Source organism: Rhodococcus sp. WS3 (assembly GCF_003797085.1).
Taxonomy (GTDB): Bacteria; Actinomycetota; Actinomycetes; order Mycobacteriales; family Mycobacteriaceae; genus Rhodococcus_F; species Rhodococcus_F globerula.
Genome location: NZ_RKMA01000005.1, coordinates 235,931 through 260,550, shown reverse-complemented (window position 1 = coordinate 260,550; position 24,620 = coordinate 235,931). Strand labels below are relative to the sequence as shown.

The 24,620-nt window shown below is 58.7% G+C and carries 22 protein-coding genes; 3 read left to right on the top strand and 19 right to left on the bottom strand.

Annotated elements, in window-relative coordinates; translation table 11 throughout:
• Positions 1 to 2: 2 nt before the first annotated feature.
• The 10 genes from isoF to EEB13_RS30655 form a co-directional block, all read right to left on the bottom strand.
• Positions 3 to 1,040, bottom strand: coding sequence for an isoprene monooxygenase reductase (gene isoF, locus EEB13_RS30700; RefSeq protein ID WP_045063276.1), 1,038 nt, complete (start codon positions 1,038 to 1,040; stop codon positions 3 to 5).
• Between the two features lie 13 nt (positions 1,041 to 1,053).
• Positions 1,054 to 2,082 (bottom strand): isoprene monooxygenase oxygenase subunit beta, encoded by a 1,029-nt coding sequence (gene isoE / locus EEB13_RS30695; RefSeq protein ID WP_045063278.1) that lies wholly within the window; start codon positions 2,080 to 2,082, stop codon positions 1,054 to 1,056.
• A complete protein-coding gene (isoD, locus tag EEB13_RS30690) occupies positions 2,079 to 2,411 on the bottom strand; it encodes an isoprene monooxygenase effector protein (protein ID WP_045063280.1) in 333 nt (110 codons plus the stop codon). The genes isoE and isoD overlap by 4 nt, the downstream gene beginning before the upstream one ends.
• A gap of 18 nt (positions 2,412 to 2,429) precedes the next feature.
• Positions 2,430 to 2,774 (bottom strand): isoprene monooxygenase ferredoxin, encoded by a 345-nt coding sequence (gene isoC, locus EEB13_RS30685; protein ID WP_045063283.1) that lies wholly within the window; start codon positions 2,772 to 2,774, stop codon positions 2,430 to 2,432.
• Complete coding sequence (gene isoB, locus EEB13_RS30680) at positions 2,767 to 3,051, bottom strand: isoprene monooxygenase oxygenase subunit gamma (RefSeq protein ID WP_045063285.1); 285 nt, start codon at positions 3,049 to 3,051, stop codon at positions 2,767 to 2,769. Before isoB ends, isoC begins: the two co-directional genes overlap by 8 nt.
• A gap of 35 nt (positions 3,052 to 3,086) precedes the next feature.
• Positions 3,087 to 4,631, bottom strand: coding sequence for an isoprene monooxygenase oxygenase subunit alpha (gene isoA / locus EEB13_RS30675; protein ID WP_095413456.1), 1,545 nt, complete (start codon positions 4,629 to 4,631; stop codon positions 3,087 to 3,089).
• A gap of 305 nt (positions 4,632 to 4,936) precedes the next feature.
• On the bottom strand, positions 4,937 to 5,638 hold the full coding sequence (locus tag EEB13_RS30670; RefSeq protein WP_045063290.1) for a glutathione S-transferase family protein: 702 nt from the start codon (positions 5,636 to 5,638) through the stop codon (positions 4,937 to 4,939).
• Positions 5,639 to 5,672: 34 nt separating this feature from the next.
• A complete protein-coding gene (locus tag EEB13_RS30665; RefSeq protein WP_045063292.1) occupies positions 5,673 to 6,389 on the bottom strand; it encodes a glutathione S-transferase C-terminal domain-containing protein in 717 nt (238 codons plus the stop codon).
• Between the two features lie 66 nt (positions 6,390 to 6,455).
• A complete protein-coding gene (locus EEB13_RS30660; protein ID WP_045063294.1) occupies positions 6,456 to 7,136 on the bottom strand; it encodes an SDR family oxidoreductase in 681 nt (226 codons plus the stop codon).
• 16 nt (positions 7,137 to 7,152) lie between these two features.
• Positions 7,153 to 8,370, bottom strand: coding sequence for a CaiB/BaiF CoA transferase family protein (locus EEB13_RS30655; RefSeq protein WP_045063296.1), 1,218 nt, complete (start codon positions 8,368 to 8,370; stop codon positions 7,153 to 7,155).
• A gap of 123 nt (positions 8,371 to 8,493) precedes the next feature.
• Here EEB13_RS30655 and EEB13_RS30650 point away from each other — a divergent pair, with 123 nt between their 5' ends.
• Both EEB13_RS30650 and EEB13_RS30645 read left to right on the top strand, forming a co-directional pair.
• Complete coding sequence (locus EEB13_RS30650) at positions 8,494 to 9,759, top strand: glutamate-cysteine ligase family protein (protein WP_261984689.1); 1,266 nt, start codon at positions 8,494 to 8,496, stop codon at positions 9,757 to 9,759.
• A 348-nt stretch (positions 9,760 to 10,107) separates the two neighbouring features.
• A complete protein-coding gene (locus EEB13_RS30645) occupies positions 10,108 to 10,650 on the top strand; it encodes a MarR family winged helix-turn-helix transcriptional regulator (protein ID WP_045063298.1) in 543 nt (180 codons plus the stop codon).
• Between the two features lie 1,442 nt (positions 10,651 to 12,092).
• Here EEB13_RS30645 and EEB13_RS30640 read toward each other — a convergent pair.
• From EEB13_RS30640 to EEB13_RS30600, 9 genes are all read right to left on the bottom strand, one after another.
• On the bottom strand, positions 12,093 to 13,514 hold the full coding sequence (locus EEB13_RS30640) for an FAD-dependent oxidoreductase (RefSeq protein ID WP_141486979.1): 1,422 nt from the start codon (positions 13,512 to 13,514) through the stop codon (positions 12,093 to 12,095).
• On the bottom strand, positions 13,514 to 14,548 hold the full coding sequence (gene gshB / locus EEB13_RS30635; protein WP_045063301.1) for a glutathione synthase: 1,035 nt from the start codon (positions 14,546 to 14,548) through the stop codon (positions 13,514 to 13,516). The genes EEB13_RS30640 and gshB overlap by 1 nt, the downstream gene beginning before the upstream one ends.
• Before the next feature lie 139 nt (positions 14,549 to 14,687).
• Positions 14,688 to 16,121 carry a non-phosphorylative glyceraldehyde 3-phosphate dehydrogenase TadD gene (gene tadD, locus EEB13_RS30630; RefSeq protein ID WP_045063303.1) on the bottom strand — a complete coding sequence of 478 codons (1,434 nt, stop codon included), beginning with the start codon at positions 16,119 to 16,121 and terminating at the stop codon, positions 14,688 to 14,690.
• Positions 16,118 to 16,819 (bottom strand): glutathione S-transferase family protein, encoded by a 702-nt coding sequence (locus EEB13_RS30625; RefSeq protein ID WP_045063305.1) that lies wholly within the window; start codon positions 16,817 to 16,819, stop codon positions 16,118 to 16,120. Before EEB13_RS30625 ends, tadD begins: the two co-directional genes overlap by 4 nt.
• A 34-nt stretch (positions 16,820 to 16,853) precedes the next feature.
• On the bottom strand, positions 16,854 to 17,570 hold the full coding sequence (locus tag EEB13_RS30620) for a glutathione S-transferase family protein (RefSeq protein WP_141486978.1): 717 nt from the start codon (positions 17,568 to 17,570) through the stop codon (positions 16,854 to 16,856).
• A gap of 58 nt (positions 17,571 to 17,628) precedes the next feature.
• Entirely contained in the window at positions 17,629 to 18,309 is a 681-nt protein-coding gene (locus tag EEB13_RS30615; protein WP_045063294.1) for an SDR family oxidoreductase, read from the bottom strand.
• 16 nt (positions 18,310 to 18,325) lie between these two features.
• Complete coding sequence (locus EEB13_RS30610) at positions 18,326 to 19,543, bottom strand: CaiB/BaiF CoA transferase family protein (protein WP_261984688.1); 1,218 nt, start codon at positions 19,541 to 19,543, stop codon at positions 18,326 to 18,328.
• A gap of 1,296 nt (positions 19,544 to 20,839) precedes the next feature.
• Positions 20,840 to 21,388: a MarR family winged helix-turn-helix transcriptional regulator gene (locus EEB13_RS30605; RefSeq protein WP_045063316.1), complete on the bottom strand. Its 549-nt coding sequence runs from the start codon at positions 21,386 to 21,388 to the stop codon at positions 20,840 to 20,842.
• Between the two features lie 515 nt (positions 21,389 to 21,903).
• Complete coding sequence (locus tag EEB13_RS30600) at positions 21,904 to 23,025, bottom strand: hypothetical protein (protein WP_141486977.1); 1,122 nt, start codon at positions 23,023 to 23,025, stop codon at positions 21,904 to 21,906.
• A gap of 357 nt (positions 23,026 to 23,382) precedes the next feature.
• On the opposite strand from EEB13_RS30600, the gene EEB13_RS30595 reads away from it, so the two are divergent.
• On the top strand, positions 23,383 to 24,087 hold the full coding sequence (locus tag EEB13_RS30595; protein WP_141486976.1) for a hypothetical protein: 705 nt from the start codon (positions 23,383 to 23,385) through the stop codon (positions 24,085 to 24,087).
• Positions 24,088 to 24,620: the final 533 nt, after the last annotated feature.

Sequence of the window (24,620 nt, the reverse complement as noted above, 5' to 3'; positions counted from 1 at the left end):
GGTTAAGCGATGAAGCGGTCGAAGAACAGTCGGCCCGCAGATGCGTTGCGCTCGCGCACGAGCAGACGCATGGCTGCGTCGACCATGCCGGCCGGGCCGGCGAGATAGATGTCGTGATGGGCGAGATCGGTCCAGTCGTCGGCAACGTGGTCGACCACCCGACCTGATCGGGAATCTGCAAACATCTCCCAGGCTGGCGGATTGTCAGCACCAGAATCGGCGTCTTCGACGGACAGGGCGACCCGAGCGCCGCGCTCCTTCAATCGAGCGAGCCGATCGAGGAGCACGATGTCCTGTGCTTGCCGTGCGCCGATGTAGAGGTCCACCCGTCGCTGAGGGTTCTCGACCAGGAGGTCCTCTGTGATCGCAAGGATCGGTGCCAGCCCTGTGCCACCTGCGATGCACAATGCCGGCCGGTCAGAATCTGACTGGGAGTAGGCGCGCCCGTAGGGTCCCTCGACTAAAATCTCGTCACCGACCTGAGCCTTGTCGAATAACCAACCCGAGGCAGCTCCCTCCGGCTTTGCGCGGATGATGAATTCCACTGTCGTGGAACCGGTAGCGTCGGCAGGGTGTGCCATCGAGTACGCCCGCCGAACCCCCTCTGGTGACTCCAGGAGCATGAACTGCCCTGGTAGGTAGTCGCGGGGTGCGCTGAAGTCGAGCGTGAAGAGGGCGGTGTCGGGCGTCAGCGCTTCTCGCCCTACGAGGCGGGAAGTCACACGTTCAGGAATGGGTTCTCGACTCATTGCCGGTCCGTCAAGGACCGGTGCCTTGATCGTGCAGTTTGCCGTGGGAATCGACTGGCACATCAACACCCGGTTGCCCCGCCGCCGATCACGCTCGGAAAGTCCGGCGGCATCGGCCCAGAGGGTTTCAACCTCGCCCTCCACGACTTGCGCACGGCAACTGCCGCATCCGCCGCTGGCACACTCGTAGGACAGGGCCAATCCAGCCCGGAGGCCGGCCCGAAGAAGAGTTTCTTCGGGCCCGCACATCACGGGTTCCTGACGCCCATTGAAATTCACTGTGACAGTCATGGACTCGTAGACCTCAGTTGGCTTCTGCGTGCAAACCGGTGGACTTGAGAAGCGAATGCCATTCCTGGCGAACAGCATCGGCGATGTCGGCCGCGGAACGTCCGTTCGGGGAGGCGATGATTCGCGCACCGGCGTCGATCATCTTGTCTCCGCGTTCGGACCAGTCATTCAGATGCCCTTGGAGCACTTCGAGATTTCCTGGATCGGCGGCGGTCAAGAACTTGACCAGTGCGACCGACCACCGTTGGCTCCGCTGGCTGTCACGCCAAAGGTTTTCCAGTATCAGCGAGTCGAGTCGTGCGCCGAGCTCATTGGCCTGGTGCACGAGCTGGACCAGGAAGAGCTGATCTGCGATCGCTTTGGTCACGAGATTGGTCGCCACGAATGCCCGATCCCAATCGAATTCGACCAGTGCGTATTCGAACGCTGCCCGGATCGGCTGCCAATCGGGGTGCTCCGTCCAGATTTCCTTTTCAGCGGTACCGAACCCGCGTTCGGGATAAGTGAGCTGAAGCTGAGTCGTGCGATACGCAGTCAGCTGGACCCGTCGTAGTTGGTCCGCGGTTTGGAAGGCAGCGCAGTTTCCTACGTAGCTACTCATGGCGAGTTGCTGAATGTACGCCGACAGCATCTGCTGGCCGTGCACGACGTACCGGGTCGGGGCAAGCGCCCCCGCCAGCAACGTCAAAGCCTCGTCCGAGAGGGCTTCGTCGGACTTCTCGCTGTCGAACTGGGCGATCAATCCTTCGACGTAAGTTTCTTGGTCGTCCTGTTCGGCGACGTAGGTTCCGTATGTGACGGTGTCGGGATCTCGAAACGCGTCCCAGTCGGGGACCGTCAGCTTCATCGAATCCCGGTGTTCGCGCAGCCACACGTTGCCGTGAACATCGGGGCCCATCTCGAGTGGCACGGTCCCCGTAGTGTGGTTCATGTTGTGCGTGAGCACTTCGTACTCGGTCGGACGTCGCCCGAGATTTCCGAACGCGCTCCAGGTCTTGAGACCGCGCGAACGGGTGCGGAGCGACGGTGTCTTCTCTGTCATGACTTCTCCTGTCCAGGGTTCTGGAAGAACCAGACGTATTCATCGGTGCGAGTCTTGAGGCGTCCCTTGAACGAGGGCATGTCGATCTCGAGCGCGGCCAATTGGTAGCTCTGACCGAGATGTTTTTCCAAGCTGGACTGCGTCAGACGGCACGCACCGCGGGTGTGAATGCGGACGTAGTCCTCGCGGTCGAGGACCAGGACATCCTGTCCAGGATTGTCCTCCTCGATCGCGTCGATCACCGCCTCCGCAAGGTTGCCGGCCCGGATGACGGGGCCAACGAGGTCAGGAGACGATTCGTCTGAGGCATCCATATCGACAATGGCCATGAGTGTTGAACTCCTACTTCAGTGTTGCGCCTGGGCCGGCGACTTGAGACGAACTTGGATGACGCCGTCGACGATGCGGACGTCGTGCCTGATCAAGCAGGTATCACGGGGGTTGATCCCGGCCCCGGTCAGTGCGTCGAACTGCCACTCGTGGGCCCGGCAGGTCAAGACCCCGTTGTCGAACTCCCCCTCGATGAGCGAGATGCTCTGGTGCGGGCAGATTCCGTCATACGCACGGACTTCACCGTTCACCTTCATCAGGAGCACTTCGTCGTCCCCGACGTCGAATGATTCCATCTCGTCGTTCCACAGTTCATCCTCGGATATCAGGTCGACGAAGTCGTTGTCCTGACCGTCAGCCATTGCTGCTCACCTGCTCACGAAAGCGGACGTCGATCCATTGCAGCGGCGGAATGGATCGTGTGCCCAACAAATCCCCCAGGGTCTCGTCGGGTGTCATCACAGTTCCATCGAGAAGTACGTCGTATCCCGGGCTCACTTCAGGCTCCGGGATACGACGCCCTACCGCATGCACTGCTATCTTGCAGGCAATTTGATCCCATGTGTCGTCGGTATCCACGGCAACGAGATGTGGAACGAAATCACCGATGAACCGGCCAGTGATAGGAAAGGGTGCCATTTGAATTCTCCTTGCCGAACGAATTGATTCGAGATCTAGATCGAGATCTTTTCCTGTGCAACAAATTCCGTTGCAGCTAAGGAAGGCGAGGCCAAGTAGTCCTTCGCCCAGGCGTAGTTGTATACATCCTCACCCATCACCTCCGGCGTCAGCCCCATATAGCTCAGCCCGCCGGCGAGATCAGCTGGAACGATCTGGCCGTCGATGACGCGGTCGATAATGTTCTGGTGGCCGGCATAGCGTTCCGGATCTTGTTCGAAGCACCACTTGGAAATCGCGGAATCGAAGTGGTAAAGCCGCCCGTTGTAGGTGAGGCTGTGGTCGGCGAGGTCGTTCAGAGAGAAGGCCGATCCAAGCGGAAGCTGAGTCAGATTACACAGCGACGGAAATGTTGCGGGAAGCGTCTTCTCGATCTGATCGGTGTTGACATTCTTGATGATCTCGTCCCACATTCCGCCCCAGTTCTCTTCCCAGGTGGGGTATTTTTCCCGCAACCATTCGCGCTCGTCTTTGGAGACACCGGCGTTCGGCTTCCAGAACAACGTGGGGCGCCAGAACCAAGTCCCGAGGTGCATCGCGTGATGGCCGTGCTCGAGTGAGTACATGAATTGATCCCAGTACCAGGGTTTCTTCAGCCCGTAGTCCTCTAGAATCCGCTCGTGATGATTGACGATCCACTCGAGCATGAACTCCTTGAAGCTCATCTTGCGTTGATCAAGAGGCGTGTAATAGTCCATCGCCGGACCGGTTAACGTCTGAAAAAGCCGGGTGGAGCGCCAGAACGCGATATCGAGAGCTTTCTGCGCGCGGGCGGGATCATGCTCCATCAGGATCGATAGTGTTGGGAAACCCTGCTGGGCGTGCCGTGCCTCATCAGTTTGTATGGAGGACAACAGGTTTGACCAGTTTATATCGCCGGCGGCCATCGCGTCGGCAGCCAAGGCGACGAACTGAACGTTGGTGAAGCCATGTTCGACCGTCAGGCTCGTCGCCAAAGCAGCTTCGACGCAATCCGCGTTGAGCATTGCGTCGTCGAAGAAATTCTTCACCGCGAGGACACCCCACTCGTTGGTGTGGAATGCCTTCTGCGACCAATCGAATCGCGGGTCCTGTTTGAGCAGGTCATGGGAGAAGCGCAGATCGAGCTGAGTGTGGCGAGTCTCGTCGAGCATTCCGAAAACACCTAGATTCCGCCAGCGCGGGGTCGGTGCGAATCGGCAGAAGCGGCTCTGCATGGTCACAGCCATATGTTCGACCATGCAGGTGGTACCCATATGCAGGTGCGACGCGGCAACGTGCGCGGGGTCGAGCTTTTCGTAAGTGCCGGAGCGCACCAGGGCGTTGCTGACTGCCTTGACGCCCGATTCCTTTTCGCGCTGGATGCGGACGTAATCGCGGTACGAGACCCGGAAAGGTTCATCCCACTTGTCCCAAGCCTCCGTCGGTACGTCCCCCGCTCCACTCCAACTCGCGGGGAAGGCCTCAGATGGATCGACGTAGCTTAGATCCCAGTCAAGATTCCTTGAAGTGTCGTACCAATCGTCCCTGTTCAATAGCATTATCTGCGCCTTCCATTGCATCGGTATGGGCGGTGGCTTTTTGGATAGTTCGATTCCGAAGTACGGGACAACCCCACATTCGCGTCCCGAGAATTTCGTGAATAATTTGTTCGACGCTCAGCCCAGATCGTCTGATCGCTCAAGTTAAACTTTTTGACTGGGTCAAGGGACATCGACGTTCAGTTCAGTATCGGATGCTGCTTCGCGTAACCCTGCTTAGACAGGCTGGCACTCCATACACGCATTTCGTCCCCGGTCACGACAGGTCTAACCAATCTATCCGTCGAAGTACAGCCGGCAGAGTGGACAAGAATCGGTCATGACGCTCACTTTTGACAGCCTTCCGGTCGGAACAATCGTTGAAACTGCTCTGCGTTGTAGACGTTCTTTCGTGCCGCTTCTTCGCGCGGGTCCGAAATCTTGACCTTCGCGGCCGGACGCGCAGCGATCCTGTCCGACCATGCCTGCACGTTCGGATAATCAGAAACCGAAATACCGTGCCCTGCTGCAACTCTCGACCATGTATAGGTTGAGATATCGGCAATCGAGTACTCCCCTGCCAGATAGTCCCGGTCGCGAAGCCGCTCGTCGAGGACTTTGTACAAACGTGCAACTTCGCCGGTGTATCGGCTCCGAGCGTACGGGTTGTCGATCCCGTGATTGGGGGCGTGCGAGACGAAGTGGGCTGCTTGTCCGGCCATCGGGCCGTGGTTGGCGACCTGCCAGAACAGCCAACAGATCGCCTCCTGCCGAGCTGTGGGGTCCTGCGGCAGGAGGCGTCCGGTCTTCTCCGCAAGGTAGAGCAGAATTGCCCCTGTCTCGAAGACCGAAATTGGCGCACCAGTGGGGCCGTCGTGGTCGACGATGGCCGGCACCTTCCCGTTCGGATTGATCTCGAGATACTCGGGCGCGAACTGGTCACCTTCTTTGATGTCGGTCCAGATGATCCGATATTCGAGGGACAGCTCCTCGAGCGCAATGAGAATCTTGCGAACGTTAGGGCTTGTGTAGTAGTAGAGATCAATCATCGAACGATGCTCCAAGATAGTTGGTTTCGGACTCTCAGATGTCGTACTGCTTGCGGATACGCTCCAGGTAGTCCACGAGGTTCGGCTTGGTCTGGACATATCCGGATCCCAACCACTGCTGCGGCTGATCGGCGATGTGCCGCAACGTCGAATACAGCGAGGCATCGATCGAATGCACCTTGTCTCCGAGGATGAAAGGCTTGTCATCCAGGAAGTCCGACAAAGCGTCGATGTCTGCCCGGAAGAACTCGGCGACGACCTCCTCACTACGTCGGCCCATGCCCTGGCCGTTGAACCCGTCCAGGATGCGAGCCCGGAACGCATCTAGCCCTACGCGCATTTCCGGAGTCACCTCGGCACCCTGAACGATGAATGGGATGTAGGTTTCCCAACCGGCGTCGTCCTGCCAGCGTGCCTGGATGATTCCGCTCCAGTAGAGGTGCTCCTCGATCAGGCGGTGAAAGGCAAGGGCTTGGGCCAGTTGCTGCTTGCTCAGGTCGGCGTCGAGCTTGTCACCGAACTTGTTCTTGAGGTATTCGATGATCGTGTTGGAGTCCCCGACCTTGGTTCCGTCGCTGTCCACGATGTACGGGAGCTTGCCGTGGGGCGAGTCCTGATCGAGAGTCGCGAGGTCCTGAGTCTTGTACTCGAACTCGATCCCGGTGAAGCTCAGGTAATTGACAACCTTGGTGACATAGGGGCTGATATCCGGGATTCCCCAGGCGGGAACGTATCCGTAAACGGTGATCATTGTATGTTCGTCCTTCTCTTTGGATGGGATTTAAACTCGTCGGCTAGCACTGGTTCGTTGGGGTGCTCACCATTGGAGGAAGGTTCCATCCGAATGCTGGAACCGACCCGACGTCTCCGGCGTCAGATTGTCGATGTTCTTGATCAACCCCGCAGCCGCCTGCTCCGGGGTGATGTAGCTGTGCTCACCCGGGAAGTCCTTGGTCAGATCCGTCGCCACCATCCCCGGATGCAGCAACAACACACTGACCCCGTCCTTCGACAGATCATGATGAAAATTCAAACCGACCATATTCGCCGCAGCCTTCGAAATCCGGTAGCTGTACATCCCACCAGAAGTGTTGTCTCCCAACGAACCAACACGACTGGTGACAATACCGACCTTCGCACCCTCGTTCAGCAACGGACGCACCGCTTCAATCGTGCGCAACGGACCCAAGGTGTTGATCTCGATCTGCCGTCGAATCAAGTCGTAATCGAGCGAACCGACCTCATCAAGCCACATCACACCGGCGACATGGAACACCGCATCGAGTTTGACGCCCTTCTCCGACAAACGCGCCGCCAACGCCTCCACCGATTCCTGCGAGGTGACATCGACACCCGGCTCGACCGTGATTCCGGCGGCCGCGAGATCGGCACCGTCGAACAAGCAAGCAGCGATCACATCCTCACCACGATCATGCAACTGACGTGAGATGGAATGAGCGATGCCTTTATCCGCACCGACAACCAATACTGTGGACACTGTTCAACACTTCCCTTCAGGCAGAGACGCCGGCGACGGCGTCCTGCTCGGTTCCGATGATCTTTTCCGAAGCAAGCGAAGCGATTTCGTCGCTGCTGTAACCGATCTCCGCGAGGATTTCGGCGTTGTGCTCACCGAGCAACGGCGCACCCCGCGGCGCATCCGGGACGGTTCCGAGGAACCGTGCCGCCACTCGCGCCTGCCGCAGACGACCGGCCGTAGGGTGCTCCGATTCGACGATGATCTCCGCGGCCTTGACCTGCGGATGCTCGATCACCTCGGCCCGCGTCAGGATCGGCGCAGCCGGCACGTCATGCTCGTCGAGCAACGCCAACCACTCCGCAGAACCCTTGAGCAACAACACCTCTTGGATCAATTCCAGACGCTCGTTGATATAAGTGGACCGACCCACCGCCGTCGTGAACCGCTCGTCCTCGATCCACTCCGGATGCCCGAGAGCCCTGCACATGCTCTGCCACTCACCATTGCTGTTCGTAGCGACAGTGATGTAGCCGTCCCCCGTCTGATAGATCAGATCGATGAAACTACCACCCTTCGACAACGGCACCGGCTGATCCGGGAACGTGTACGCACCCATATCCGACGCCCACAGGAACGAGAGCACCGCCTCGAGCATCGAAAGCCGAACATGCTGCCCCTCCCCGGTACGCTCACGGGCGAACAACGCCGCCGTAATCGCCTGCGCCGCAAAGACCGCGCTCAACTTGTCCGGAAGAACCGTGCGAATCAGACGGGGCCGCTCCTCATCGGACCCGGCCTGGACGGTCGTCAGACCGGTCAACGCCTGGATCAGCGAATCGTAGACCCGCTGCCCCGACGCCGGACCACGCTCACCGAACCCGCTCATCGACAGATACACCAGGTTGGGATTGACGGCCGACAAGTCGTCGTACCCGATACCGAGACGCTCGACGACACCCGGCCGGAAGTTCTGCACCACGACATCAGCAGTTGAGACCAACTTCTTCAGTACCGCAACACCTTCCGGCGTCTTCAAGTCAACCGTCAGCGACCGCTTCGACCTGTTGACATTGACGAACATCGCCGACATGTCACCGGACCGATTCGGCAGTGAACGAACATGGTCCCCCTTGCCGGGAACCTCCACCTTGATGACATCCGCACCCTGGTCACCGAGGATGCCCGTGGCCCAAGGCCCCGACATCATCGAACACAGGTCAACGATCTTGATTCCGCTCATCGGGCCGCTCATGGATAACGCCTTTCCTCTTGCTGAAGATCGCATGGATCGTGTCGTCAGACACATACGAGGTCTTGCTGTGACCCGCTTCACTCCATAGTATGAAGAAATCTCTTGCTCGTCAATTGTTTCGACGTGAAATATATTTCGGCTAGAGTGTCCATAACGAAAGGACCGAGCGCCATGCCCAATCCTCGCCCTACACTGACGATCCAAAGAGTTCACGAGGTTGCCCGAGAGGCCTTCGCGAGTGACGGTACAGATCTCGTGGGAATCGAAGTCGAATGGCCAGTGCACAAGCGCGGCAGTATTTTTCGGCCAACCTTCAATGATCTTCTGCCTGTCATGAACCCCCCTCTGCCTAACGGAAGTCGTATCACGATCGAACCCGGAGGACAGATCGAACTATCCGGCCAACCAACCGCATCGGGATCGGACGCACTGCGCGCAATCGATGAAGACGCCGCTGTTCTTCATCACCGCCTCGCAATGCACGACCTGGTTGCGACCGACCTCGCCGTTGACGATCGTCGTCCGCCGCATCGAATCCTCGACCTCCCCCGATACCGCGCAATGGAGAATTTCTACGCGCACCGAGGCCGGGAGGGAACCTGGATGATGACGAACACTGCATCGGTGCAAGTCAACATCAGCCATCTCGCTCGCCCGGGAAACCTACGCTGGGATGTAGCGAACAAGATCGGGCCACTGCTAATCGCCGCCTTCGCGAACTCTCCCGGAATCGGGCCGGACGGAAATCGCTGGCAGTCACTCCGCCAAGCGATCTGGGACGGCATTGACCCAAGACGAACCGCTCCGGTACTCACTGGCGATCAACCCGAAATCGACTGGGCACACTACGCGCTCATGGCAGATGTGTTCTACATTCAGGGTGAACCCGAAGGTCTTGGCGTTCCCCCTGGGCTGACTTTTATCGATTGGATGACAATGGGGCACCCCTCGGGGTGGCCAACCGAATCCGACCTTCGATACCACCTGACAACCCTGTTCCCTCCAATCCGCCCCCGCGGATGGCTTGAGTTCAGAATGATTGACGCATTGCCGCCCGAATGTCGAGCGGCTGCAATCCTTGTCGTCGCAGGTTCAATGGAGGAGAAAACGGCCGAAGAGCTGTACGACGTACTCCCCGATACCCGCGAGCTTTGGACCACAGCCGCCCGAGACGGACTCAACAATTCAGTGCTCAGGCCCGCCGCTCAACATCTGCTGGAAACAGTCGAGCTGAACCTACGTCGCAATCCGATCCACGCATCCGCCGCGGACACCGTTGCTACGTTCATCGATCGCTACACTTCGCTCGGGCTAGCACCTGCACATATGTGTGGAGACATCGAAATCGACGCCTTCCCTCTGGTCAAACACCCAGCTATAGCACCATGACCGACTACGTGATCATATTGTGGACGCAAGTACAAGAACCGGCTCGACCGCGTGCCGCCCACAAGTTCCGGCCGAAGCATCCATATGGAGACCCACACACCGCCCGCCCAAATGGCATCGTGCGAATCTCATCGAAGAACGGGATCGCGGCAATGCTGCACTAACTATGCACAACGGCTGAAACTAGGACGGCCCTTACTCGATGTCCCGAGTGAGGCTTGAACCATGACAGAAACGTCCCGCGCAGGCACACGCGTGGACGGCTTGCCGCAAGCGGCCTTGATATCAAATACTTTGTAGGCGAACGACTTAGGGCTGAATAGTGGCATCGGCTAGTGGGGGTATCACATGACCAGCGAATCACCAGCTGCTTGCACGCCTGAACGAGGCGACGGCGTTGATCGCATTGAGCAGGCATGGGCGCGCGAACGACCGGATATCGACGCATCTTCAGTCGGCATCGTCTCGAGAATTTGGCGCCTAGCTCGACACTTGGAACGAGAACGTAATAGATCTCTAGCCGAACACGGAACCGATCATGCGACAGTCGAAGTCCTTGCGGTCCTGCGCCGCGCAGGAAAGCCATATCGTATGACAGCTGGCCAACTCACAAACGCGGTATTGATTTCCGCGGCAGGTATCTCGAACCGTCTCGACAAATTGGAGCGAGGCGGGCTCCTTAGACGGAGCTTCCATACGAATGACCGTCGTCGTGTCAACGTGCAATTGACTAAGAAGGGCGTCGAGTTCGTGGACAAGGTTGCTTCCGACCTCATGGACCATAACTCTCAACTCATAGCGCTTGCCGACAGTGCCGACCATGCTAATCTGCGCAAACTCCTCAAGATTCTCTTGACCCAGTTCGAGGATCCGAACTGTGACCGAGGTTGATGCGCGAATGCCACACGGACGCAACTGAGTCCAGAGTCGTGCCTCAATAGTTCCGGAGTTTCCGGCGATGATGATATGCCCCGAGCATTCCGGAGTTCGTTTGTTTTACTTCAGGAATTGATGCACCCGAGAGATATCCATGATTCCCCGACCTTATCCTCCTTCAGCTCCGCTGAGAATCCCTCGATCTGTAGAAGTCAGGCCGTTCCGTCGCTCAGGTCGCATCGGATCTCGATGTCCCCGAACAGACTATCCACAACTGGTTTGGCCCAGAGCTCAATGGCACCGGCGTTCTGTGTGCTCGAAATAATACGGTACGCAGCGATCGAAGGTGCTGGCCACGGAAGAACTCAGACTGGCCAAGATACGCGGTGGGACACGGCGCCGAAGAGAGCCACTGGCGTGAATGGACTTCCGGGAAACGGACGTGCACGCCCACAGCGTCTGACTCCGACTGCGAGCGCTCTCGCGGAACAAATTGCGGGTCAAGGACATCCCCCGAGCACGAGGTGCAGGAGGAACATTCCACACTTGAATGCAAGGTCTACTGCGCCGCAGTCTTGAACGCGTCGTCAAGGCGGATCGTCGGCTGGTCTTTCGACAGTTCTCAGACAGCGACATTGGTGGCGAACGCTCTTGAACGGCGGTGTCGAATCGCGGTCAGACACCCGGCACACTCATCCAGTCCGACCACGATGCGGGAGTGACATGCAGTGGGTATTCACCCGCCACTCGCACGACTCGGGCCTGGTCCGGTCGATAGCATCGAACTGGTGAACACCATGTTCGAGTACCTCGAGATATTCCGTGGACCGCCGAGGTCGACACAAGGCACGCGTTTCACGCCTGCTCGATCGCGCACCGGCCGTATCGGCGATCCAAGCGTCGAGGGAGCTTCACACCCTGATGCAGGGCAGCGATCCCGGTTGCGACCTCGACTGCGACAACGATATACCTCTTACCTGCCGGCAATACAGTCACCGTGCAGTCGATTCTCGCCGATCCGGCTACAACGAGCTGAGCATATCCGGTGCGCAGCGCTGAGGCGCAATTGAATGGAAACTTGTCGAATTCTGTTTCCTAGGAAGAGGATACGTTGTTCATCAGACCGCGAATTGAGTGCGATCACTGCCACGATGGTTGCGGTGAGGCCGGTTTCCATGTTGCGAAATTCACCGACGCAGAATCTCGTCGGCGGTGTTGATGACTCCAACCGCTGACAAATCCTCCCGATATCGACTTCGGTCCAGCCCCGTCCTGCAGTTTCGCAACGTGTACGCCTTTCCGACGCCACCACGAAAATCTTTAACCGCCAACGCAAGACGCTCGACTGGGTGCATCCAGCCGAGCGCCTACGTGACCTGCCTACCGCGTCAACTATGCAGTGTTGGCGACAACCCTTTTCAGCCTCCGCCTTGATGCGCCAACGGGGCCTTTGAACACTAGAGTCGGTCGGCCAGCCTTCTCGCAGCGAGCTGGATGGCTTCCCACACGGTAGCGAACGGGGGCGAATACGACAGATCCATCGTTGCCAAGTCGTCTACAGTCATGTCCCCCCACAGAGCGGCGGCCGCCGTATCGATGCGCTTAGCAGAGTTGTGACCGCCGACAATCTGCACACCGAGGAGCCGTCTACTGTGCCGGTCGGCAATCACTTTGGTTGCGATTGTCGACCGCTCCCGCATGTAGCCGCTAGCCGTACCGCCGACAGTGACGAGCGATTCGGGGTTGAAGCCAGCCTTGATCGCTGCATCCGTGGACATCCCGGTTCGGCCTACTTCGACATGCACTTTCGCATTGGTGAATCTGGTTATGGCCGTGGCTAATACACCGGCAAATTGCTGCTTCCCACCCACGACGTTATATCCACAGATCCTGCCCTGCTTGTTAGCATGCGTGCCGAGCGGCGCGAAGATGCGGTTTCCGGTCAGCCTGTCGATGACCTCGCAGCAGTCCCCTGCTGCCCAGACGTTTTCGGCAACGGATTGGTTTTCATCCGGCAAGTATCCGCCGAAGTCACCGACAGGAATACCTGCGTCGGCCCCCAATTCTGTTGCAGGTCTGACACCCAGTCCGAGCACTACCACGTCGGCAGGATAGGTCTCCCCGTTGCTCGCCGTCAGTGATCGCACCCTTCCGTCAACGACCTCGACGCTCTTGACCGTGCAGTCGGACAGCACCTGCACGCCGCCTTCCACGATCGAGTTCATGACCCGTTCGCTCATGTCGCTATCCAGATTGCTCATCACCGCGCTCCGGGTGATCAGGGTCGTTGCGAATCCGCGATCGAACATCGCTTCAGCCATCTCGACGCCGATGTAGCCAGCACCGACAACGATCGCGTGTCTCTCCTCGGGACTGGATTCCGGATCGGCCGATGGTTCCGGAAGCACGAGGTCGAGCCACTGGCGGGCATCGTCCAAATTCTTCACCGGATGTATACCGGTCACCAATTGCCCGTCATTCCCAGTGGCCCATGAGGGGATTACCGGGTGAGCGCCGGTTGCAAGTACCAACTTGTCGAAGCCAATGGTTTCCGCGGCGCCGGCAGTATCGACGTACGTCACGGTGCGTGCCTCGAGGCTGATGCTTACGACATTCGCGTCCAGGCGAAGATCAACACCCATTTCTCGGTGTCGCTCTGGAGTGCGCGCACTGAGCGAATCTTCGCTGTCTACGATCCCGGAAACCAGATACGGAATTCCACACGCGGAGTATGAAGTATCGCGGGTCTTTTCCAACGCGATTACTTCTACCGCGCGACTGTTGCCCTTGGCCGATCGCAACGCTTGGTGAGCGGCGCTCATTCCAGCGGCGTCAGCACCGATAACGACGATGCGTTCGGGACGTTCCTGCGTGGTCATCAACGGACCTCTGCATTCGCACACATAGCCGTTACCCACGACATGGTGCTCGTTGCAAGACGTGTCCCGCTGAGCGCATCGATCTCGCGAATCCCCGTGGGGCTGGTTACATTCACTTCAGTGAGCCAATCTCCGATAATGTCGATTCCGACGAAATGGAGCCCACGTTTGACGAGCTCCGGGCCGAGGGTTTTGCAGATCCTGCGATCGCTATCTGTGAGTGTGTCGATCTCCACGCGAGCGCCAGCGGCCATGTTGCAGCGAAATTCGTCTCCCACTGCGATCCGGCGGATAGCACCGACTGGGATTCCACCGAGAACGATGACGCGTCGGTCCCCCGCGTCGACTTCGGGTACGAACTTCTGGATCACAACATGTTCGGTACCGCGAGCGGTAGCAGTGTCGAGGATCGAGTGCAGGTTGGGGTCGCCAGGACTGAGCAACATTATCCCACGTCCAGCCATACCGTCGGTTGGTTTGAGAACGGCCTTACCCCACTCACGCACCGTTTCGATGATCTCACTGTGATCTGCGGAGATGAGTGTCGGCGGGCCGAGCTCCGGAAAGCGGAGAGCAAAAAGCTTCTCGTTCGCATCCCGAAGGCCCGAGGGCGAGTTCACCATCAGTGTTCGCTCAGGATCGACCAGGTCGAGGATATATGTGGCCCGCAGGTAGTCGGCATCCACCGGCGGATCGGTCCTCATGAACACGGCTGCAGCGGTGTCGAGAAAGATCTGCCCGGATTCGGTCGCGACGAACCAATTCTCTCCCACGACCCACTTGCTGTCGATGAGTACTGCAGGCTGCAGGGTGACGTCACGAGTCTGCGCCGTTGCCCGCCCAGCTGTCACACCCAATTCGGCGATGGTGGTCACCAGGACACGATGTCCTTGCGCTTGAGCTGCTTCCATCAGCGCCACTGTGGTGTCGTGCGCCGGCACCAGCTCACTGAGCGGATCGGTGATGAACACGAACGTGAACCGTGAATTGACCGTATCGGTACTCGCCGCAGGAGTGGTTGATAGTTGACTCATGGGATCTGTCCTGTTTCTCTGAGCGGGCGGCAGTCCACGCATCATCAAATAGTGCGTGGACGAGTGGCTGTCGGCTCTCTTGCCTGCACGAATTGCCTTTTCTGACAGTCATATCGCGAGAGCCGACAGCCGATGCGTATCAGCGCTTGACGCGCAGCACCCTGAAATTGGTGTACTCGAGGATTCCGTGGATCGATTGCTCGACACCCAACCCGGACTGCTTGATTCCACCGAACGGTACATCTGATGTCAGCACAGGATGCTGATTCACCCAAGTGGTTCCCGATTCCAGACGATTCGCGACACCAACGGCGCGCCCCTCATCCGTCGACCACACCGAGGAACCGAGTCCGAGATCCGAATCGTTGGCACGCGCGACGACGTCGTCGATATCGGTATAGGTGAGGATAGGAAGGACAGGCCCGAATTGCTCTTCCTTCACGAGAGGAACAGTGTCGTCTACCCCGCGAACAAGCGTAACAGGATGGAAGTAGCCTGGGCCATCAGGGATTTCGCCTCGGAAGTAGACGTCAGCTCCACGCGCGGCCGCATCGTCGACATATCCGCGAACCTTCTGCAGTTGAGCCAGGTTCTGGATCGGTCCCATGTCGACCCCCTCATCGAGTCCGTTGCCGACCTTTACCGTCTTGGCGACCTCGGCAAGTGCCTCCTCGATCTCTGATGCGAGGTGGGCTGGGACATACAACCGCTTGAGACCTGCGCAAACAGCACCGCAGTTCGACAGTGCCGCCCAGTAGAGATCATTCGCCATTGCAGCAACGTCGACATCGTCGAGCACGATTCCCGCATCATTGCCGCCAAGCTCCAGCGTCAACCGCTTCAACGTCGGGCCTGCACCGGACATAATCGACTTGCCAGCCCGCTCGGAACCGGTGAAAGTGATCTTGTTGATGCCCGGGTGAGCGGTCATCGCACGCCCGAGGTCGTCGCCGCCACTGAGCACCTGCAGAACCCCAGCAGGAAGCACCTGTTGGAGTAGTTCACCGAGTCGCAGAGTCGCCACCGGCGTCAGCGGAGAGGGCTTGAGAATAATGGTGTTTCCGGTAACAAGCGCCGGGCCGATCTTCCACAAGGCCAACAACAGTGGGTAGTTCCATGCGGTGATCGCGCCGACTACGCCGACAGGTTCACGGCGGATCTCGATGAATTCGTCATTGTTGTCGCGGTAGATTTCGACCGGGATATCGGTGCTTGCATAGCGAGTAAGCCCACGCAGCCCCGAATCGATCTCGCCTGCGGCTTTGGCCAGAGGCTTGCCCTGTTCAAGAGTCACCAGCATTGCGAGTTCGTCGATGTTGGCACGAATCACTTCGACAACGCGCAGAACGATTTCCTGCCGCGCCGCAATACCGAGCTCTCGCCAGCTTGGAGCAGCACGCCGCGCTGCTGCGACAGCGGTTTCCAGGTGCTCGACTCCAGCGTCGGGGACCGAGATGAAAACCTCACCGGTCGCGGGGTTGATAACGCTGTTGACGGTGGAAGTCGTCACGACCTCGCCATCAATGGTTAGTCCGGGAGCCTTATCTGCTACCTCGGCGGGGGTGATACTCATGCTGGGGATCCTTCCGGTCGGAACAATCGTTGAAACTGCTCTGCGTTGTAGACGTTCTTTCGTGCCGCTTCTTCGCGCGGGTCCGAAATCTTGACCTTCGCGGCCGGACGCGCAGCGATCCTGTCCGACCATGCCTGCACGTTCGGATAATCAGAAACCGAAATACCGTGCCCTGCTGCAACTCTCGACCATGTATAGGTTGAGATATCGGCAATCGAGTACTCCCCTGCCAGATAGTCCCGGTCGCGAAGCCGCTCGTCGAGGACTTTGTACAAACGTGCAACTTCGCCGGTGTATCGGCTCCGAGCGTACGGGTTGTCGATCCCGTGATTGGGGGCGTGCGAGACGAAGTGGGCTGCTTGTCCGGCCATCGGGCCGTGGTTGGCGACCTGCCAGAACAGCCAACAGATCGCCTCCTGCCGAGCTGTGGGGTCCTGCGGCAGGAGGCGTCCGGTCTTCTCCGCAAGGTAGAGCAGAATTGCCCCTGTCTCGAAGACCGAAATTGGCGCACCAGTGGGGCCGTCGTGGTCGACGATGGCCGGCACCTTCCCGTTCGGATTGATCTCGAGATACTCGGGCGCGAACTGGTCACCTTCTTTGATGTCGGTCCAGATGATCCGATATTCGAGGGACAGCTCCTCGAGCGCAATGAGAATCTTGCGAACGTTAGGGCTTGTGTAGTAGTAGAGATCAATCATCGAACGATGCTCCAAGATAGTTGGTTTCGGACTCTCAGATGTCGTACTGCTTGCGGATACGCTCCAGGTAGTCCACGAGGTTCGGCTTGGTCTGGACGTACCCTGCGCCGAGCCACTGCTGCGGCTGATCGGCGATGTGCCGCAGGATGGCATACACGGTTGCATCGATCGAGCGCAGCTTGTCTCCGAGGAAGTACTCACTGTCGCCGAGGAAATCCGACAAAGCGTCGATGTCTGTGCGGAAGAACACGGCGACGACCTCGGCGTCACGGCGACCCATGCCCTGGCCGTTGAAACCTGTTACGACGCGGGCCCGGAATGCATCGAGGAATGCACGCAACTCCGGAGCTACTTCCCCGTCACCGACGATGCACGGGATATAGACTTCCCAGCCCGAGTCCTCACGGTAGCGCGGCTGGATGATTCCGCTCCAGTAGAGGTGTTCCTCGATCATGCGACTGAACGACAACGACAACGCACGATCTTTTGCAGACAGATCGCTATCGAGCGAGTCGCCGAACTTGTCCTTCAAGTAATCCAGGATCGTGTTGGAGTCGGCGACCTTGGTTCCGTCGCTGTCCACGATGTACGGAAGCTTGCCGTGAGGCGAGTCCTGATCGAGAGTCGCGAGGTCCTGTACCTTGTGCTCGAACTCGATCCCGGTGAAGGTCATGTAGTTGATGACCTTGGTGACATAGGGGCTGATATCCGGCACCCCGAAAGCCGACGGGTAACCATAAATGGTGATCATTGTGTCTCAACATTTCTGCTCGTGTGAAAAGAGTTGCAGGACAATCCACAACGGCGACTTACCATTGGAGGAAGGTTCCATCCGAATGCTGGAACCGACCCGACGTCTCCGGCGTCAGATTGTCGATGTTCTTGATCAACCCCGCAGCCGCCTGCTCCGGGGTGATGTAGCTGTGCTCACCCGGGAAGTCCTTGGTCAGATCCGTCGCCACCATCCCCGGATGCAGCAACAACACACTGACCCCGTCCTTCGACAGATCATGATGAAAATTCAAACCGACCATATTCGCCGCAGCCTTCGAAATCCGGTAGCTGTACATCCCACCAGAAGTGTTGTCTCCCAACGAACCAACACGACTGGTGACAATACCGACCTTCGCACCCTCGTTCAGCAACGGACGCACCGCTTCAATCGTGCGCAACGGACCCAAGGTGTTGATCTCGATCTGCCGTCGAATCAAGTCGTAATCGAGCGAACCGACCTCATCAAGCCACATCACACCGGCGACATGGAACACCGCATCGAGTTTGACGCCCTTCTCCGACAAACGCGCCGCCAACGCCTCCACCGATTCCTGCGAGGTGACATCGACACCCGGCTCGACCGTGATTCCGGCGGCCGCGAGATCGGCACCGTCGAACAAGCAAGCAGCGATCACATCCTCACCACGATCATGCAACTGACGTGAGATGGAATGAGCGATGCCTTTATCCGCACCGACAACCAATACTGTGGACACTGTTCAACACTTCCCTTCAGGCAGAGACGCCGGCGACGGCGTCCTGCTCGGTTCCGATGATCTTTTCCGAAGCAAGCGAAGCGATTTCGTCGCTGCTGTAACCGATCTCCGCGAGGATTTCGGCGTTGTGCTCACCGAGCAACGGCGCACCCCGCGGCGCATCCGGGACGGTTCCGAGGAACCGTGCCGCCACTCGCGCCTGCCGCAGACGACCGGCCGTAGGGTGCTCCGATTCGACGATGATCTCCGCGGCCTTGACCTGCGGATGCTCGATCACCTCGGCCCGCGTCAGGATCGGCGCAGCCGGCACGTCATGCTCGTCGAGCAACGCCAACCACTCCGCAGAACCCTTGAGCAACAACACCTCTTGGATCAATTCCAGACGCTCGTTGATATAAGTGGACCGACCCACCGCCGTCGTGAACCGCTCGTCCTCGATCCACTCCGGATGCCCGAGAGCCCTGCACATGCTCTGCCACTCACCATTGCTGTTCGTAGCGACAGTGATGTAGCCGTCCCCCGTCTGATAGATCAGATCGATGAAACTACCACCCTTCGACAACGGCACCGGCTGATCCGGGAACGTGTACGCACCCATATCCGACGCCCACAGGAACGAGAGCACCGCCTCGAGCATCGAAAGCCGAACATGCTGCCCCTCCCCGGTACGCTCACGGGCGAACAACGCCGCCGTAATCGCCTGCGCCGCAAAGACCGCGCTCAACTTGTCCGGAAGAATCGTGCGAATCAGACGGGGCCGCTCCTCATCGGACCCGGCCTGGACGGTCGTCAGACCGGTCAACGCCTGGATCAGCGAATCGTAGACCCGCTGCCCCGACGCCGGACCACGCTCACCGAACCCGCTCATCGACAGATACACCAGGTTGGGATTGACGGCCGACAAGTCGTCGTACCCGATACCGAGACGCTCGACGACACCCGGCCGGAAGTTCTGCACCACGACATCAGCAGTTGAGACCAACTTCTTCAGTACCGCAACACCTTCCGGCGTCTTCAAGTCAACCGTCAGCGACCGCTTCGACCTGTTGACATTGACGAACATCGCCGACATGTCACCGGACCGATTCGGCAGTGAACGAACATGGTCCCCCTTGCCGGGAACCTCCACCTTGATGACATCCGCACCCTGGTCACCGAGGATGCCCGTGGCCCAAGGCCCCGACATCATCGAACACAGGTCAACGATCTTGATTCCGCTCATCGGGCCGCTCATGGATAACGCCTTTCCTCTTGCTGAAGATCGCATGGATCGTGTCGTCAGACACATACGAGGTCTTGCTGTGACCTGCTCCGCTCCATAGTATGAAGAAATCTCTTGCTCGTCAATTGTTTGATCGTGAAATATTTATTCAGTTGAGTATCCACAACGAAGCAGTCCAGAAATATTCCACGACGATTGATGCACTTGAGGACAAATCTTCAAGCACAGCAGCACAATTCGCCTCGAACTGCCGTCCGGACCTCCGACAACAACCCCTATGCCGAACAGCCGTCGCCCCAAGAACGAGCATGGAGGGTAGCTCGAACTTCCCGGCCCACCGCGACCAATAGGGTTCGGTACGCGTAAGTGACGGCACTGACGATCAGTTTCAGGACCACATGACAATCTGATCCGGATCCGCCTACCAATCAGCCAAGGCGTGTGCAGCGCACTCGGCCTACGTACCACTACGGGCAGTACGGTCTACCAGGCATTGCGGGCCAGCAACAGCGATATCGGATTCTGTTGCCTGGAAATGGGTTTCAACCACATACCGGCGCTCAGGCATGCCTATGTACTACTGTGACGATCGTGTATGTCTGTCCGATCGGTACCCGCGATACGCCAGAACAGGACAACTCGAGGGGCGACCCGTTGCGGCAATTGCTTGGTGCGTCAGCCATTCATCCGCCTCACCTAAACCAGTCACAGATCTATCAGCTGACCTGCATCAACCTGACACTCAACGATCGCACGTCTGGTCGTATGCCCTCGCTGAACATGACGAGCTGGCACTCGTGAACAATGGCGTTCTGATTGCACCGGCACGCCGATCGATATCTACCGTCGCCACAACTCGTCGTGGATCGCTGCCGAACTAGCAGCCGAATTCATTACGGCCGCAATCACCCGAACGGCACTGTCCAGCACACCGTCCACGCGGACCTCTGCACCTCGATGGCTTCCGGATTGAACGATGTCTACGCCGCGAACCCGGTCCGGCTTTAACGCCGGACGAATCCGCCCGCGATGCCGACCGTTTGCTTCATCAAGAACCAATCGCTGAGTCGCAGATCAACTGATCGCTAGCGTCTCGCTTAACTTGACAAACATCGCAGGACACGATGCCACGGAACAAATACTTCGACTCGCGTATCGACAATCGAGCTCTGGCTGCGTTCGACGCGCGCCCGCGCACAGTCAAGCACCGTCGACTCCGACAGTTTTCCGGCCACATGTTCATTGACCCCAGCCGGAGCGCAGCAGGCGCTCAACGCTATACATGTGATATGCGGTCCAATCTGCGACTCAGTTGGCCGCAGAGCCCTCATCTGGGTTCTCGAATTGGGTCAGGAGCAACTTGAGAAGTCGTCGAAGTTCCGCCTGGTCGTCTGCACCGAGACGCGCCAAAAGCTGTGAATCGTGGTCCATGACATCAGCGGCAACCTCATCAACGAGTTGAACGCCCTTTTTCGTCAGTTGCACATCGACCCGACGGCGATCTTTTGGGTGAAAACTCCGCTTCAGCAGTCCGCTACGCTCAAGCTTGTCCAAGCGATTCGAGATCCCCCCAGGAGTGATCAGCGCCCCTTCAGAAAGTCGCCCGGCCGTCATCCGATACGGCTTACCCGAACGCCGCAACATTGCCAGCACATCGAGCGTGACGCGGTCCGTTCCGAGTTCCGTTAACCGCTCGATCCGTTCACGCTCCAAATACCTTGCAATGCGCCAAATTCTGGTCACGATGCCCACGGAACTAACATCGATGTCTGGCCGTTCGCGCGCCCACGCCTGCTCGATACGATCGACCCCGTCGTCAACCGCATCACAATCCGTGATAGAAACCTCAGCAGTCATGTAACCCTCGAATCCGCATAGACGCAGTATACGACGGATAAGAAGTTCACGTCTAAATTATGTGGAACGCTAATTTGCCTGACGTAAACTTTTGCTGGCCAACCGCACTTCCCTACGAAAACGACGTGGCTATGGGCATGGATCAAGGTTTGCCGAATCATGACCGTAGCCTCAGTCCCCTCCACGCTCCCGTGAAGGGGTGGCTGCGTCAGCCACTGATCGTGACCGCGGCCGAACCGAACAGCTCTTTCGACGTCGAGCGCGTAGCCGTCCGGCTCGCATCCACGATACGAGTGATTCTCGAACCACAGCACGACATTGACAGTAGCCAGCCGTGCTGCCAGGACCCTATCTTCGGCGAGAAGGGCATGCCAACAGCGGTGTCCAGGAGTTACGTACGCGCTCCCGGAATAGCCGTCGGTCGCTGGGATTCTGCCGAATTCACGTACGGGCGCCATCAGTGTCAGTGGCCAGATTCGGATCGCACGCCGACTGTCCGACGCCATGGACCCACTTCACCGAAGCGGAGTGGACAACCGCGGCTCGGTCTGTTCGGCGGCCAGGACCGCCGATAAGAACGGCTCGTCGATCGTAGGCCACTCACTGGGCCATCGGTTGTGCAACAACCGTTCTCGAAGCGAAGCCACCAGCTTTGTCAGCGCGGGTCCCTCGTCACATAGCAGGCGGATCAAGCCGAGCTGCGCGCATCTCGCTGCGAGCGGGACCAACGCCGCCTCCGCTTCCTCTTCGCCATGCGCCGCGCACAGCGCGGCCACCTCGAGCAGACCCGCGCGAAGGGCTGCGCGGGGACGGTGTTGCGCTCGCATCCTGGCTACCAACGCGGACGCGAGTTCGAGTGCCTCGACCGCGTCGTGCGATGTCTTCTCGGCGAGCAATATTCGGATGGCTGCATCTTCGTAGAGTTCGGTGGTCATCTCCAAGATGCCGTTGAGCGGGGATGAGCCTGTCTCCGTGGTTGCTTCTCGTTGGACGGGCGACCGAATATTGGCCTTCATATTCCACCGTGTGCGCTCGTTCTCGATGCGCGCAGTGAGTCGTGGCAGTTTCAATGCCGCTGCGATCTCGGCCCCCTCGTCCAGTCGGTTGCGTGCTGCCACGAGGTCTCCTCGAATGGCCTTGATCCTCGCCCCGGTCCCGTATGTGACGAGCATGAAATCGACCACTCCGCCCTCGGATCCGAGTTGGTGGCTCTCATCGAGCAACCGCTCGGCCTCGTCTACGTATCCCTTCTCGTAGAGCATGCAACCGAGCATCGCGCTTGCGAGCTGTGTCGAGTATGACCGCGAGCCGCCTGAGCGCCCGGCCGGTTCGTACGCACGGCGGAAGTGTCGTTCTGCCTCCTCGACGCGGAGCATCTCGAAGGCTGCGAGTCCGGAAAAACAGTATCCGTACACGGCACTCAACGGGCCGGTGGTGCGCGCGTGGTACGGCTCGGCCCACTTCTGCCACCGCTGGGCCGCGTCGAACTCAAATCGGTGAATTGCCTCATAAGAGGCCACATTCGCGGCAGCCGCCAGCGCAAACGGGCGCAAGGTCCTCTCGCGGGCGACACAGTCCGACACCAAATCGAGTAGTCCGTCGATGTGGTCGCCAAGCAGATTCGCAATTCCTTTCACCAGCGCCGCCTCGACCCGAAGATCCGCGGTCGCCCCGGTTCGGGTTGCGGAACAGCCTCGCCCACCGGATCGCATGCCAAACAGATACGGGTGAACGCATAGTTACACTCAGGAAGCATGGATGAAGCACGTTTACGGACTGAACCGGGTCAACCGCTGTATGGAGCAGACGATCTGATAGGTCTCGACGCTGACTGGGTCGAATCAGTTCGCGGGGACTTCCTCTGCCCAACACCATCATGCGACGAGGCGCGGGCCATACCGGTTCTCAAACGGACACCACCGAACCGCTACAAACCACATTTCCGTTTCCATACAGCCGCTGTGCACCTCGACGACTGTCCCCATAACAAGACAGTGACTTCGTCCACCGCTGACGGCGGTGTGCCAACTAACCCCAACACAGGCCAATCCACCTACCCCAGCCGACTCCTACGCCGCGCTCCTCGGATCATATCCCCAGCAGAGGGCGAAGACAGCCAACCCGCAACAGAAACAACCGCTCCGCGCCGCACTCGGGGCCCTGGATCAACCCACGTCGACCACGACAACCGTCAAGGGGTCTACACCATCCGTCGACTCTGCCAGACGTACATCAATTACCCTCAAAACCGCGCCGACATGATCATCGACGTTCCCGAAATCACCGACACAAATTCCTACCAATACGCCTTCAAGAAACTGAAAATGCTGGGCAATACCGCAATCACCCGCGAACCACGACAGAGAATCTTCCTTGCTCCACTACGGATCTTCAACCACACCGAAGAGAGTCCCGGCGCTGTCACCGTTCACCTTCACGCAGGTACCGACGATAAAAAGTATCGCGTCATCATCAACCTCGAAGATTCAACTAAAGGCGAAATCCGCTCCCTAAGAACCGCTCTCGACAACGCCCGAGGCGAAGCCGAAGACAACTATCGCGCAAACGTCAAAGAAACCACCTGGGTTTTCTTCATCGGCAACCAAGACCCCGAGGAACTCGCGGCCTTCCATGTCACTGACACAACACGAATCTGCTTCATCACCGGAACAATCATCTACCCCAAGCGAACCCGTTGAACTGTCACCCGAGAGTGCAAACATTTGAAGGCTGTCTGCGCGGTCGTGAAGTGCCCACGAGCCCCGCACCGTATCTTACGAATACGCATGGGTGACGCGCTTCGCCTACTGCTCGTTACGCGCGAGCCACATCCGACCGACACACAACAGATGTTGCAGGTCAGGACCGTGGATGGTGCTTCGGTCTGGTCAGTGTGGCGACCTGACGCTCGTCGCGGTACCAAGCCTAGGTGAGCGGTCAGACAGTGTTGTACCGGCGGTTTCCTCATCGTCGAGGTCGACGACTATTTGTTCCCCTAGTGCCCATATGGGACATAGGGGCTATGCCGGTGCGTAGTTGATGGCGTCGGCGGTGCCCCAGAGCCGCAGGTCTAGGCCGGTTTTTCCGTCGCCGGTCATCGCACGGATTTTTACGCACCCGAGCCACTGACCGTCAGACCCGTTAACTGCACTAGACGGCCCTACGCGACTCCCTGCGCTCACGAACATGCCTGTATCCGTTGTCCGATGCTCCATGTTGACCCGAAAATGCT